Origin of the sequence: Burkholderia ubonensis, from assembly GCF_902833085.1 — a bacterium.
Lineage (GTDB): Bacteria > Pseudomonadota > Gammaproteobacteria > Burkholderiales > Burkholderiaceae > Burkholderia > Burkholderia ubonensis.
Genome location: NZ_CADFEB010000007.1, coordinates 12,827 through 26,095, shown reverse-complemented (window position 1 = coordinate 26,095; position 13,269 = coordinate 12,827). Strand labels below are relative to the sequence as shown.

Below are 13,269 nucleotides of genomic sequence, written 5' to 3'. Positions count from 1 at the left end.
TCATGAGCAACAAGAAAGCCGATTCGAAACCGCAGGCCAAGTATCCGGTCAACCTGCTCGACACGCCGTTCCCGATGCGCGGCGACCTGCCCAAGCGCGAGCCGCAGTGGGTCAAGGAATGGGAAGCGCGCGGCATCTACGAGAAGATCCGCGCAGCCAGCCAGGGCCGGCCGAAGTTCATCCTGCACGACGGCCCGCCGTATGCGAACGGCGACATCCACCTCGGCCACGCGGTGAACAAGATCCTGAAGGACATCGTCGTCAAGTCGCGCAACATGGCGGGCTTCGACGCGCCCTACGTGCCCGGCTGGGACTGCCACGGGATGCCGATCGAGATCCAGATCGAGAAGCAGTTCGGCAAGTCGCTGCCGGCGGCCGAAGTGATGACCAAGGCGCGCGCGTACGCGACCGAGCAGATCGAGAAGCAGAAAGGCGGCTTCAAGCGGCTTGGCGTGCTCGGCGACTGGAGCAACCCGTACAAGACGATGAACTTCGTCAACGAGGCCGGCGAAATCCGCGCGCTCGGCAAGATCATCGAGAAGGGCTACGTGTATCGCGGCCTGAAGCCGGTGAACTGGTGCTTCGACTGCGGCTCGGCGCTCGCCGAGGCGGAAGTCGAGTACAAGGACCGCACCGACCCGACGATCGACGTGATGTTCACGTTCGCGGAGCCGGAAAAGACCGCGCAGGCGTTCGGCCTGGCCGCGCTGCCGCGCGCCGACGGCGGCATCGTGATCTGGACCACCACGCCGTGGACGATCCCGGCGAACCAGGCGCTGAACCTGCATCCGGAGATCGTCTACGCGCTCGTCGACACCGAGCGCGGCCTGCTGATCATCGCGGAAGAGCGCGTCGCCGCGTGCATGGAAGAGTTCAAGCTGACCGGGCGCGTCGTCGCGACGACGCCCGGCGAGAAGCTCGTCAACCTGCGCTTCAACCACCCGCTCGCCGCGGCCCACCCCGGCTACAAGCGCACGTCGCCCGTCTATCTCGGCGACTACGTGACGACCGACACCGGCACCGGCGTCGTGCACTCGTCGCCCGCTTACGGCGTCGAGGACTTCGTGTCCTGCAAGGCGCACGGGATGACCGATTCGGACATCATCAACCCGGTGATGGGCGACGGCCGCTACATCGAATCGCTGCCGCTGTTCGGCGGCCTGTCGATCTGGGACGCGAACCCGAAGATCGTCGACGCGCTGAACGCCGCCGGCACGCTGCTGCGCAACGAGAAGTACACGCACAGCTACATGCACTGCTGGCGTCACAAGACGCCGATCATCTACCGCGCGACGTCGCAGTGGTTCGCCGGCATGGACGTGACGCCGCACGACGGCGGCGCGACGCTGCGCGAAACCGCGCTCGCGGGCGTGGACGCGACCGCGTTCTACCCGTCGTGGGGCAAGCAGCGCCTGCACAGCATGATCGAGAACCGCCCGGACTGGACGCTGTCGCGCCAGCGCCAGTGGGGCGTGCCGATGGCGTTCTTCGTGCACAAGGAAACGGGCGAGCTGCATCCGCGCACGCTCGAGTTGCTGGAGGAAGTCGCGAAGCGCGTCGAGCAGTCGGGCATCGAGGCGTGGCAGTCGCTCGATCCGCGCGAGCTGATCGGCGACGACGCGAACATGTACGAGAAGAACCGCGACACGCTCGACGTGTGGTTCGACTCGGGCACGACGCACTGGCACGTGCTGCGCGGCTCGCACAAGGACGCGCTGCAGTTCCCGGCCGACCTGTACCTCGAAGGCTCGGACCAGCACCGCGGCTGGTTCCACTCGTCGCTCTTGACCGCGTCGATGCTCGACGGCCGCGCGCCGTACAAGGGCCTGCTCACGCACGGCTTCACGGTCGACGGCGAAGGCCGCAAGATGAGCAAGTCGCTAGGCAACGGCATCGATCCGCATGAAGTCGCGAACCGCCTCGGCGCAGAGATCATCCGTCTGTGGATCGCATCCACCGATTACTCGGGCGAGCTCGCGATCTCCGAGGAAATCCTGAAGCGCGTGACGGAAGGCTATCGCCGCATCCGCAACACGCTGCGCTTCCTGCTCGCGAACCTGTCCGATTTCGACTACGCGCAGCACGCGCTGCCGGTCGGCGAGTGGCTCGAGATCGACCGCTATGCGGTCGCGTTCTCCGAGCAGCTGCAGGCGGAGCTGCTCGCGCACTACGAGAAGTACGAGTTCCACCCGGTCGTCGCGAAGCTGCAGACGTACTGCTCGGAAGACCTCGGCGGCTTCTACCTCGACGTGCTGAAGGATCGCCTGTACACGAGCGCGGCCGATTCGACCGCACGCCGCTCCGCGCAGACGGCGCTCTATCACCTGACGCAGGGCCTGCTGCGCGTGCTCGCGCCGTTCCTGTCGTTCACCGCCGAGGAAGCGTGGAAGGTGTTCCAGCCGGCCAGCGACACGATCTTCACGGAAACGTACTACGCGTATCCGGAAGTCGGCAACGCCGACGCGCTGATCGCGAAGTGGACGCTCCTGCGCGACGTGCGCGGCAACGTCACGAAGGCGCTCGAGGAAGCGCGCACCGCGAACCGCATCGGCTCGTCGCTGCAGGCGGAAGTCACGGTGCACGCGAGCGGCGAGCGCTACGACGCGCTGACGAGCCTCGCCGACGACCTGAAGTTCGTGCTGATCACGTCGGCCGCGACGGTCGTCAAGGTCGACGACGAAGCGCACGAGAGCGTCGACGTGGCCGCGTCGACGTACCAGAAGTGCGAGCGCTGCTGGCACTACCGCGAGGACGTCGGCGCGCACGCCGATCACCCGACGCTGTGCGGCCGCTGCTTCTCGAACCTGTTTGAAAACGGCGAAGCCCGGAGCGCGGCATAAATGGCGAAAACCCTGTCGAAATCGGCAAGTGGCGCGCTCGCGCCGTGGCTCGGCATTTCGCTGATCGTCATCCTGTTCGACCAGCTGACGAAGATCGCGATCCTGAAGACCTTCGCATACGGCGCGCAGCATGCGCTGACGTCGTTCTTCAACCTCGTGCTCGTCTACAACCGCGGCGCCGCGTTCGGCTTTCTCGCGGCAGCGGGCGGCTGGCAGCGCTGGGCGTTCACCGCGCTCGGCATCGGCGCGACGCTCGTGATCTGCTATCTGCTGAAGCGCCACGGCCACCAGCGCCTGTTCAGCCTGTCGCTCGCGCTGATCCTCGGCGGCGCGCTCGGCAACGTGATCGACCGGCTCGTCTACGGCCACGTGATCGACTTCCTCGACTTCCACGTCGGCGCCTGGCATTTCCCGGCGTTCAACCTCGCCGATTCCGCGATCACGGTCGGCGCGGTACTGCTGATCTACGACGAGCTGCGTCGCGTGCGCGGCGCACGCTAAGCGCGCATACTCTGCGTCGACGGCCGGCCTCGCGCCGTCCGTCTTGATCGACCCCTTCGGAGGCCCGAGTTGGCACACGCAGAACTCGCAGGAAAGCACCTCGTCCTCGGCCTGACGGGCGGCATCGCCTGCTACAAGATCGCCGAGCTGACCCGCCTGCTCACCAAGGCGGGCGCGACCGTGCAGGTCGCGATGACGGAAGCCGCGACCCAGTTCATCACGCCCGTCACGATGCAGGCGCTGTCCGGCCGGCCCGTCTATACGAGCCAGTGGGACCCGCGCGTCGACAACAACATGGCGCACATCGACCTGTCGCGCGAAGCCGACGCGATCGTCATCGCGCCCGCGTCGACCGACTTCCTCGCGAAGCTCGCGCACGGGTTCGCGGACGATCTGCTGTCGACGCTGTGCGTCGCGCGCGATTGTCCGCTGCTCGTCGTGCCCGCGATGAACCGCCAGATGTGGCAGAACCCGGCCACCCAGCGCAACGTCGCGCAACTGCGCGCGGACGGCGTGTCGGTGCTCGGCCCCGATTCGGGCGCGCAGGCGTGCGGCGAGGTCGGCGACGGCCGCATGCTCGAGCCGGAGGCGATCTACGAGGCGATCGTCGCGCACTTCCAGCCGAAACGGCTCGCGCACCGGCGCGTGCTGATCACGGCCGGCCCGACCTTCGAACCGCTCGACCCGGTGCGCGGGCTCACCAACCGCTCGAGCGGCAAGATGGGCTTCGCGCTCGCGCGCGCGGCGCAGCAGGCCGGCGCGGAAGTGCACCTGGTCGCCGGCCCCGTTGCGCTGGCAACGCCGTGGGGCGTGTACCGGGAAGACGTGCAGACCGCGCAGCAGATGTACGACGCAGTGATGAACGCGGTGCCCGACGCGGACATCTTCATCGCGGTGGCCGCGGTGGCCGACTGGCGCGTCGCGCACCCGGCCGAACACAAGATGAAGAAGACCGCCGACCGCAAGATGCCCGCGCTGACGTTCGTCGAGAACCCGGACATCCTCGCGTCGGTCGCGGCGCTCCCCGATCCGCCGTTCTGCGTCGGTTTCGCGGCGGAAAGCGGCGACCTCGACGTGCACGGCGACGAGAAGCGCAAGCGCAAGAACGTGCCGCTGCTCGTCGGCAATCTCGGCCCGCAGACGTTCGGCCGCGACGACAACGAAGTCGCGCTGTTCGACGCGGCCGGCATCACGCGCCTGCCTCGCGCGCCGAAGGACGAGCTCGCGCACGTGCTCGTCGACGAAATCGCGAAGCGCCTGCCCGACAACCGACTGATCTGATGCCACGCGCGACGGCGCAACGGCTGCCGCCGCGTCCTTTCCCCGAATCGACGACCGAATGAAACTCGACCTGAAGATCCTCGACGCGCGCATGCGCGACTACCTGCCCGCCTATGCGACGACCGGCAGCGCCGGGCTCGACCTGCGCGCGTGCCTCGACGCGCCGCTGACGCTGAAGCCGGGCGAGACCGCGCTCGTGCCGACCGGCCTCGCGATCCATCTCGCCGACCCCGGCTACGCGGCGCTGATCCTGCCGCGCTCGGGCCTCGGCCACAAGCACGGCATCGTGCTCGGCAACCTGGTCGGCCTGATCGACTCCGACTACCAGGGCGAGCTGATGATCTCGACGTGGAACCGCGGCCAGACGGAATTCGTGCTGAACCCGTTCGAACGCCTCGCGCAGCTCGTGATCGTGCCGGTCGTGCAGGCGCAGTTCAATATCGTCGACGACTTCGCCGCGAGCGATCGCGGCGCGGGCGGCTTCGGCAGCACCGGCCGTCACTGAACGGCAACCGGGGCGGCGCCTGCGCCGCCCCGTCCCCTTCCCCGTTTATTCTTGCGCCGGCCGGCCGATTCGCGCCATGCCCGGCGCCGGCCGACGCGCCGCCGCGAACGTCGCGTATGCGACCATCGCCACCAGCACGCCCAGCAGCACCGCCGACGAGCCGACCGTGCCGAGCGCGAGCCCGCCCTTCGCGACCGGCTTCGTCAGCAGGTCGCCGACCGTCGCGCCGAACGGGCGCGTCAGCACGAACGCCGCCCAGAACAGCAACACGCCCGAGATCCGCGTGAAATAGTGCGCCAGCACGATCGCCGCGAGCAGGCCGCCGATCAGCAGCGCGCCGCCGGCAAAGCCGAGGCCCGAGCTGTCCGCGAGGAAATCGCCGAGCGCGGTGCCGAGCGTGTTCGAGAACAGGATCGCCACCCAGTAGAGCAGCTCTACCTTGCGCGTGCGGATCGTGTCGACCGACAGCGATTCGCCCGTCATGCGCCACACCGCGAAGATCGCCAGCAGGATCGCGACGAGGATCGACGAGCCCGCCGCATAGCCGAGGCCGAGCGTGCGATCCATGAAATCGGACATCGTCGTGCCGGCGGTGCTGGTCGCGACGATCACCGCCCAGTAGATCGCCGGACGATAGCGCGTCGTCTTCAGCTGCGCGCCGAGCGTGACGAGGAAGAAGCCGAACAGCAGGATCGAGCTCACCGCGTAGCCGACGTTCAGCGTCATCGACAGCAGGTCGCCGCCGGTTTCGCCGAGCGTGGTCGCGCAGATCTTCATGATCCAGAATGCGAGGGTGATTTCGGGCAGTTTTTTCATTCGAACCTCATGCGGGAAACGCGAGGCGGCACAGGCCGCCTCCGTGCGGACGGATCGAATGTAATCGGCGCACGCTTAACGCAGCCTTAGCATGCGTGCATCCCGAGGAGAGACCGTGCGCGGTTGCCGCGCCGCTCAGCGCGCGTGCCGGTGCCGGTAATGCAGCGCGTAAGCAAGCGTCAGCAGCACGACGAACGCGACGCCGACCACCATCGTCATCCGGAATTCGTGCGTGAACGCGGTCGTCAGGAGGATCGCGGCGAGCAGGCCCGCGCCGAGCAGGCTGCCGAACGGATGCCACCACATCCGGAACGCGAGCGCCGGGCCGCGATAATGCCGGCGAAAGCGCAGATGCGTGACGAAGATCATCAGCCACGTGAACAGCGCGCCGAACATCGCGATCGCCATCATCACGGTGAACGCGGTGTCCGGCGACAGCGCGACCAGCACGGCCGCGACCGCGACGCCGCTCGTCGATACCCACAGCGCCGCGCGCGGCACGCCGTTCGTGCCGAGCCGGCCGAACACCGCCGGCGCGAGGCGGGCACGCGACAGGCTGAACATCATCCGCGTCGTTACGTAGAGCTGGCTGTTCATCGCCGACAGCGCGGCAACCAGCACGACGAAATTGATCACGCCGGCCGCATACGGCACGCGCGTCGCGGCCATCACTTTCACGAACGGGCTTTCGTCGGTGCCGGCCTGCGTCCACGGCACGATCGCGAGCATCAGCGCGAGCGTCAGCAGATAGAACAGCACGAGCCGGAATACGGTCGAGCGGAACGCGCGCGTGACCGCATGCTCCGGGTCGCGCGCCTCGCCCGCCGCGATCGCGACGGCTTCGATGCTCATGTAGCTGAAGATCGCGACGATCACCGCGACCCAGGTGCCCCACGGCCCCTTCGGCAGGAAGCCGCCGTGCGCGGTGTAGTTCGCGAAGCCAATGCCGGACGCGGCCGGCGCGGACCAGACCAGATACGCGCCGAGCACGACGAACACGACGATCGCCGCAATCTTCAGCAGCGAAAACGCGTACTCGACCGCCCCGTACAGCGTGACGCTCGCCATGTTCACGGCGATCAGCAGCGCCGAGAAGCCGACCACCCAGTACCACCCGGGCACCGTCGGGAACCAGTACTTCATGAACACCGCGATCGCGCTGATCTCGGTGCCGATCGCGAACACGACCGCGAACCAGTACGCGTAGCGCACGAGAAAGCCCGCGAGCGGGCCGACGTAATGCTCCGCATACGCGCCGAACGAACCGGCGGTCGGATGCGCGACGGTCATTTCCGCGAGCGCGCCCATCAGCAGCAGTGCGATCAGCGCGCCGATCGCATACGAAATCATCACGCTCGGGCCGGCGAGCCCGATCGCGAAGCCGCTGCCGAGAAACAGCCCGGTGCCGATCGCGCCGCCGATCGCGATCATCGCCATCTGCCCCGACGACAACGCGTGGCGCAGCCCTTGTTCGCGTTCGACGATGCTGTCGAACGTCCGTTGTTGTTGCGACACTTCTCTCACTCCCCTGCACCCGCGCTGGCGCCGCCGGCGCCAGATAAAACGAAACGGCGCGGAAGACTTCCCGCGCCGTTGGCTGAAACGGAATGACCGTTGCTTATTCGACTTCGACCGCTTCCTCGTTCGGCTTGTGCGGCGGATTCGCCAGCTTGTCGAACGACAGCTGCACCTTGTCGTTTTCGTCGACGTCGACCGTCACGTGACCGCCGTTCACCAGCTTGCCGAACAGCAGTTCGTCGGCGAGCGCGCGACGGATCGTGTCCTGGATCAGCCGCTGCATCGGCCGCGCGCCCATCAGCGGGTCGAAGCCGTGCTTCGCGAGATGCTTGCGCAGCGCGTCGGTGAACAGCGCGTCGACCTTCTTCTCGTGCAGCTGCTCCTCGAGCTGGATCAGGAACTTGTCGACCACGCGCATGATGATTTCCTCATCGAGCGAGCGGAAGCTGATGATCGCGTCGAGACGATTGCGGAACTCCGGCGTGAACAGGCGCTTGATGTCGGCCATCTCGTCGCCGGTTTCCCGGCGCGTCGTGAAGCCGATCGTCGCCTTCTGCATCGACTCGGCGCCCGCGTTCGTCGTCATGATGATGATGACGTTGCGGAAATCCGCCTTGCGGCCGTTGTTGTCGGTCAGCGTGCCGTGGTCCATCACCTGCAGCAGCACGTTGTAGATGTCCGGATGCGCCTTCTCGATCTCGTCGAGCAGCAGCACGCAGTGCGGCTTCTTCGTGACGGCTTCGGTCAAGAGGCCGCCCTGGTCGAACCCGACGTAGCCCGGCGGCGCGCCGATCAGGCGGCTCACCGCGTGGCGCTCCATGTATTCCGACATGTCGAAGCGGATCAGCTCGATGCCGAGCGTGAACGCGAGCTGGCGCGCCACCTCGGTCTTGCCGACGCCCGTCGGGCCGGAGAACAGGAACGCGCCGATCGGCTTGTCCATCTTGCCGAGGCCCGCGCGCGCCATCTTGATCGATGCCGCGAGCGCGTCGATCGCCGGATCCTGGCCGAACACGACGCTCTTCAGGTCGCGGTCGAGCGTCTGCAGCTTGCTGCGGTCGTCCTGCGACACGCTCTGCGCCGGCACGCGCGCGATCTTCGCGATGATTTCCTCGATCTCGCTCTTGCCGATCGTCTTCTTCTGCTTCGACTTCGGCAGAATGCGCTGCGCGGCGCCCGCCTCGTCGATCACGTCGATCGCCTTGTCCGGCAGGTGACGGTCGGTGATGAAGCGCGCCGACAGCTCGGCCGCCGCCGACAGCGCGCCCGACGAATACTTGACGCCGTGGTGCTCCTCGAAGCGCGATTTCAGGCCGCGCAGGATCGCGACCGTCTGCTCGACGGTCGGCTCGGTCACGTCGACCTTCTGGAAGCGCCGCGACAGCGCCGCATCCTTCTCGAAGATGCCGCGATATTCGGTGAACGTCGTGGCTCCGATGCACTTGAGCGTGCCCGACGACAGCGCGGGCTTCAGCAGGTTCGACGCGTCGAGCGTGCCGCCCGACGCGGCGCCCGCGCCGATCAGCGTATGAATCTCGTCGATGAACAGGATCGCGTGCGGACGCTCCTTCAATTCCTTCAGCACCGTCTTCAGGCGCTGCTCGAAATCGCCGCGATACTTGGTGCCCGCGAGCAGCGCGCCCATGTCGAGCGAGTAGACCTGCGCGTTCGCGAGGATGTCCGGCACTTCGCCGCGCGTGATGCGGTATGCGAGCCCTTCCGCGATCGCGGTCTTGCCGACGCCGGCCTCGCCGACGAGCAGCGGATTGTTCTTGCGGCGGCGGCACAGCACCTGCACGACGCGCTCGACTTCGGATTCGCGCCCGATCAGCGGATCGATGCGGCCGTCCTTCGCCATCTGGTTCAGGTTCTGCGTGAACTGCGCGAGCGGGGTTTCCTTCTGTGCGTTCGCGTCCTCGCTCTCGGCATTCGCGTCGCTCGCCTTCGCGGCCTCGCCGCTGTTCGTCTTCGCGATGCCGTGCGAGATGAAGTTGACGACGTCGAGGCGGGTCACGCCCTGCTGCTGCAGGTAGTACACCGCGTGCGAGTCCTTCTCGCCGAAGATCGCGACGAGCACGTTCGCGCCGGTCACTTCCTTCTTGCCGTTGGAAGTCGACTGGACATGCATGATCGCGCGCTGGATCACGCGCTGAAAACCGAGCGTCGGTTGCGTATCGACGTCGTCGGTGCCCGGAACGGTAGGCGTATTGTCGTGGATGAAATTGCGCAGGTTCTGACGCAGGTCCTCGATGTTCGCCGCACACGCGCGCAACACCTCGGCCGCCGTCGGATTATCCAGCAGGGCCAGCAGCAGATGCTCGACCGTTATGAACTCATGGCGCGCCTGACGTGCTTCCATGAACGCCATGTGCAGGCTGACTTCCAATTCCTGGGCAATCATGCTTCCTCCATCACGCACTGCAGCGGATGCCCTGCCTGCCGCGCATGGGTAACGACTTGCTCAACCTTGGTCGACGCGATGTCCCGCGTATAGACCCCACAAACCCCTCGCCCTTCGCGATGGACCTTCAGCATGATCTGCGTGGCGGTCTCGCGATCCTTCTTGAAATACTCCTGCACGACCATTACGACGAACTCCATCGGCGTGAAGTCGTCGTTGAGCAGCACCACCTTGTACATCGAAGGCGGCTTCAGCTTCTGCTGCTTGCGTTCCAGGACGGTGCTGTCCTGCTTGTCCGGGATAATCGCCATACACCCATTCTAAACAACTCGGACAGGCCCGCAATCCTGCCATTACCCGACCGACCGGCCGGCGCCCTCCCCGGAAGCCCGGAACCACACGCTTGCGCTCGCGCCATACGAAAGCCGGCTGCGGTGCCGGCTTTCACAGGTGGCGCGGGACACGCACCGTCACGGGGAATCGCACCGCGACGTCGCGTCCGCATCCAGTATCCCACAAGCAAGGGAAGCTCGAACGCGTGTCACTCGAGCCTGGTATATGAGCCGATTATGCGACTTTTCAAGTCCGCGCGCTTGCGACGATGCCGACAGGCAAAGCCGGAAAAACCCTGAAAATGGGTTCTTTACAACGGCCCCCTATACGTCTAAAAATTTTCTTGACACTCCAATAAAGAGCGCCAACAATCAAGCTGGCACTTTTTTCAATTTGTCTGAACGGCAAAGTGATAAAGGCCGAGGTGAGCTGTGAGGGGGGAACGGCTGTATTTTCCGGTCGTTTGGCTTTTCGAGCGTGCTCGTGGTAGGTAGCGACTGTGTGACAGGGGAAGTAGGTATGGCAACTGGTATTGTCAAATGGTTCAATGACGCGAAGGGCTTCGGTTTCATCACTCCCGACGAGGGCGGTGAGGATCTGTTCGCACACTTCTCGGCCATCAACATGCAGGGCTTCAAGACCCTGAAGGAAGGCCAGAAGGTGAGCTTCGAGGTCGTCCAAGGACCGAAAGGCAAGCAGGCTTCGAATATCCAGGCAGCCTGAGGGCAACGGATTTCGGACGAGGAAACCCGGCGAAACGCCGGGTTTCTTTTTTTGCGGCCAATCGACGCTTTCTGTCGATTGGCCTGCCGATTCGCACAATTACGACGCAAATGCCGCGATTGTCGAGTCAGGCGCACAGATCGTCTTTCGACCGCACGCTGTCGCTGCGATCCAACATCTGCGCCGCCACCCGCATGGCTTACCAGCTATACGACGCACCAGCACCCCACGTCGTCGCGGCTGAACTCATCCCCGCTCCGGCACGCACCTTCAGGTTTTCGCCGATCCGGATCGATGCGCCCAGCGAAACGGCCTGGTAGCCAAGATAGCTGCCCATGCCGATGCCGACCGCGACCGTCTGGCCCGGACCGGCGTCCGGAATCATCGACAATGCAGTCGCGGCCGCGACGCCGCTGTACGCGCGCCGCGCCACGGCGTTCAACTGGCGCAGGTTGACGGCATCGTAAGGCATCACCGCATCGGCGACGTTCGCGAGCTTGCGTTCGTGGCCCGGTGACCCGATCGACACGGTATCGTCACGGTCGGCAATCGAGCCGTAGCCAAGTGCGACCGAATTCCTGCCGGTCGCGGCCGCACCCGTGCCGAGCGCCGTGCTGTTCGCGCCTGACGACGATGCGCCGCTGCCGAAGCTGGAACTGCCGTCGCCGAACGCTTTGGCATTCGTACCCATTGCCGTCGAGTTGTTGCCGGTCGCCCGCGCGCGCGTGCCCGCCGCCGTGCTGTCGTTCCCCGACGCTTCGGAATCGACGCCGTTCGCCGTGCTCGAGTCGCCGGTCGCCTTCGAGCGCGCACCGTTTGCCGTGCTGTCCTTGCCCGACGCCTCGGAATCCGCGCCGTTCGCCGTGCTCGAATCACCGGTCGCCTTCGAGCGCGCGCCGTTTGCCGTGCTGTCGTCGCCCGACGCCTCGGAGTCCGCGCCCGTCGCCGAGCTCGAATCGCCCGTCGCCTTCGAGCGCGCACCGTTTGCCGTGCTGTCCTTGCCCGACGCCTCGGAATCCGCGCCCGTCGCCGAACTCGAATCGCCCGTCGCCTTCGAGCGCGCACCGTTTGCCGTGCTGTCCTTGCCCGACGCCTCGGAATCCGCGCCCGTCGCCGAGCTCGAGTCGCCGGTCGCCTTCGAGCGCGCACCGTTTGCCGTGCTGTCCTTGCCCGACGCCTCGGAATCCGCGCCCGTCGCCGAGCTCGAGTCGCCCGTCGCCTTCGAGCGCGCGCCGTTTGCCGTGCTGTCCTTGCCCGACGCCTCGGAATCCGCGCCGTTCGCCGTGCTCGAATCACCGGTCGCCTTCGAGCGCGCGCCGTTTGCCGTGCTGTCGTCGCCCGATGCCTCGGAATCCGCGCCGGTCGCCGTGCTCGAATCACCGGTCGCCTTCGAGCGCGCGCCGTTTGCCGTGCTGTCGTCGCCCGATGCCTCGGAGTCCGCGCCGGTCGCCGTGCTCGAATCACCGGTCGCCTTCGAGCGCGCGCCGTTTGCCGTGCTGTCCTTGCCCGATGCCTCGGAGTCCGCGCCGGTCGCCGTGCTCGAATCACCGGTCGCCTTCGCGTGCGCGCCGTTTGCCGTGCTGTCCTTGCCCGATGCCTCGGCGCCCTCGCCGATCGCCGTGCTCGAGTCGCCAGTCGCCGATGCGTTCACACCCACCGCCGTACTGCCGGTCCCGGACGCATTTGAGTTCTCGCCAACGGCCACGCTGTCCTTGCCGGTGCCGGGGGACGGCAGCGATTTTTTGAGGCGGTCCTTGATGTCGGAGACATCATTTTTCACGCCCGAGAGATCGTTGTTGATCGACGACACGTCGCTTTCCAGCGAGCCCACCCTATCCTCGAGCGTCTGCGCGCGTGCATTCGCGAGCGTCAATCCCAGCATGCCTGCCACGCCTGCCGTGACCGCGCGCATGACCAGTACACGCGTCATGCCCGAAGAGGAATTCGACCCGTGCGCTGCCCGATCATAATATGGACGACTAATTATTTTCATAAGATGTATAACCATATTGAAATCAAAAAAATCCCGACACGAATTTCACCTACTTAATCTTGAAATTATTCGCGCCGCACATCCGCCTTTTTCCGAAGCATCGAGGCCGATGGGGCATCCGGCATTCCGGAAATGGCGTTCTTCCGTCGCACTCGACAACCGGAGCCTGTCATCTCCCAAGGCGATAGGGGCCCAGTATAGGAAGGGCGAACATCCCGGCCAATAGGACGAGTTCTAATTTGCGTTTCCGGATGAATATCGGCCCCGCTTTAAACCACGCGCATCGATCGCGGCCGGGCCGAGACAAAAAGCGCTGCGAAACCGCAATACAAAAAAAGCCGCGCACCGAATACGATGC

General features: G+C 65.8%; 10 protein-coding genes and 1 pseudogene. 5 read left to right on the top strand and 6 right to left on the bottom strand.

What is annotated here, in order from left to right; all coding sequences use genetic code 11:
• Nucleotides 1-2 precede the first annotated feature (2 nt).
• From ileS to dut, 4 genes are all read left to right on the top strand, one after another.
• Nucleotides 3-2,840, top strand: a complete 2,838-nt coding sequence (gene ileS / locus HWX31_RS19910) for an isoleucine--tRNA ligase (protein WP_174964717.1) — start codon at nucleotides 3-5, stop codon at nucleotides 2,838-2,840.
• Nucleotides 2,841-3,341: a signal peptidase II gene (lspA, locus tag HWX31_RS19905; RefSeq protein WP_045567309.1), complete on the top strand. Its 501-nt coding sequence runs from the start codon at nucleotides 2,841-2,843 to the stop codon at nucleotides 3,339-3,341.
• A 69-nt stretch (nucleotides 3,342-3,410) separates the two neighbouring features.
• Nucleotides 3,411-4,622, top strand: coding sequence for a bifunctional phosphopantothenoylcysteine decarboxylase/phosphopantothenate--cysteine ligase CoaBC (gene coaBC, locus HWX31_RS19900; protein ID WP_045567308.1), 1,212 nt, complete (start codon nucleotides 3,411-3,413; stop codon nucleotides 4,620-4,622).
• A 58-nt stretch (nucleotides 4,623-4,680) separates the two neighbouring features.
• Nucleotides 4,681-5,127: a dUTP diphosphatase gene (dut, locus tag HWX31_RS19895; RefSeq protein ID WP_010090930.1), complete on the top strand. Its 447-nt coding sequence runs from the start codon at nucleotides 4,681-4,683 to the stop codon at nucleotides 5,125-5,127.
• A gap of 45 nt (nucleotides 5,128-5,172) precedes the next feature.
• Here dut and HWX31_RS19890 read toward each other — a convergent pair whose 3' ends face one another.
• From HWX31_RS19890 to clpS, 4 genes are all read right to left on the bottom strand, one after another.
• Nucleotides 5,173-5,943, bottom strand: a complete 771-nt coding sequence (locus HWX31_RS19890; protein WP_059752505.1) for a COG4705 family protein — start codon at nucleotides 5,941-5,943, stop codon at nucleotides 5,173-5,175.
• Between the two features lie 135 nt (nucleotides 5,944-6,078).
• On the bottom strand, nucleotides 6,079-7,458 hold the full coding sequence (locus tag HWX31_RS19885; protein ID WP_059714473.1) for an amino acid permease: 1,380 nt from the start codon (nucleotides 7,456-7,458) through the stop codon (nucleotides 6,079-6,081).
• A gap of 103 nt (nucleotides 7,459-7,561) precedes the next feature.
• Nucleotides 7,562-9,862 carry an ATP-dependent Clp protease ATP-binding subunit ClpA gene (gene clpA, locus HWX31_RS19880; protein WP_059714471.1) on the bottom strand — a complete coding sequence of 767 codons (2,301 nt, stop codon included), beginning with the start codon at nucleotides 9,860-9,862 and terminating at the stop codon, nucleotides 7,562-7,564.
• A complete protein-coding gene (clpS, locus tag HWX31_RS19875) occupies nucleotides 9,859-10,173 on the bottom strand; it encodes an ATP-dependent Clp protease adapter ClpS (protein ID WP_006398529.1) in 315 nt (104 codons plus the stop codon). Before clpS ends, clpA begins: the two co-directional genes overlap by 4 nt.
• Nucleotides 10,174-10,714: 541 nt before the next feature.
• On the opposite strand from clpS, the gene HWX31_RS19870 reads away from it, so the two are divergent.
• Nucleotides 10,715-10,918, top strand: coding sequence for a cold-shock protein (locus HWX31_RS19870; RefSeq protein ID WP_004196460.1), 204 nt, complete (start codon nucleotides 10,715-10,717; stop codon nucleotides 10,916-10,918).
• A 199-nt stretch (nucleotides 10,919-11,117) separates the two neighbouring features.
• Here the strand turns inward: HWX31_RS19870 and HWX31_RS35000 are convergent, their stop codons facing one another.
• Both HWX31_RS35000 and HWX31_RS19865 read right to left on the bottom strand, forming a co-directional pair.
• Complete coding sequence (locus HWX31_RS35000) at nucleotides 11,118-11,609, bottom strand: YadA C-terminal domain-containing protein (RefSeq protein ID WP_232430404.1); 492 nt, start codon at nucleotides 11,607-11,609, stop codon at nucleotides 11,118-11,120.
• Nucleotides 11,610-11,630: 21 nt separating this feature from the next.
• Nucleotides 11,631-12,800, bottom strand: a pseudogene (locus HWX31_RS19865) (hypothetical protein); the annotation flags it as partial.
• Between the last annotated feature and the right edge of the window lie 469 nt (nucleotides 12,801-13,269).

Coding starts and splice junctions, on each gene's coding strand:
- lspA (WP_045567309.1), top strand. CDS start 2,841: ATGGCGAAAACCCTGTCGAAATCGGCAAGTGGCGCGCTCGCGCCGTGG.
- HWX31_RS19870 (WP_004196460.1), top strand. CDS start 10,715: ATGGCAACTGGTATTGTCAAATGGTTCAATGACGCGAAGGGCTTCGGT.
- ileS (WP_174964717.1), top strand. CDS start 3: ATGAGCAACAAGAAAGCCGATTCGAAACCGCAGGCCAAGTATCCGGTC.
- dut (WP_010090930.1), top strand. CDS start 4,681: ATGAAACTCGACCTGAAGATCCTCGACGCGCGCATGCGCGACTACCTG.
- clpS (WP_006398529.1), bottom strand. CDS start 10,173: ATGGCGATTATCCCGGACAAGCAGGACAGCACCGTCCTGGAACGCAAG.
- clpA (WP_059714471.1), bottom strand. CDS start 9,862: ATGATTGCCCAGGAATTGGAAGTCAGCCTGCACATGGCGTTCATGGAA.
- HWX31_RS19890 (WP_059752505.1), bottom strand. CDS start 5,943: ATGAAAAAACTGCCCGAAATCACCCTCGCATTCTGGATCATGAAGATC.
- HWX31_RS35000 (WP_232430404.1), bottom strand. CDS start 11,609: ATGGGTACGAATGCCAAAGCGTTCGGCGACGGCAGTTCCAGCTTCGGC.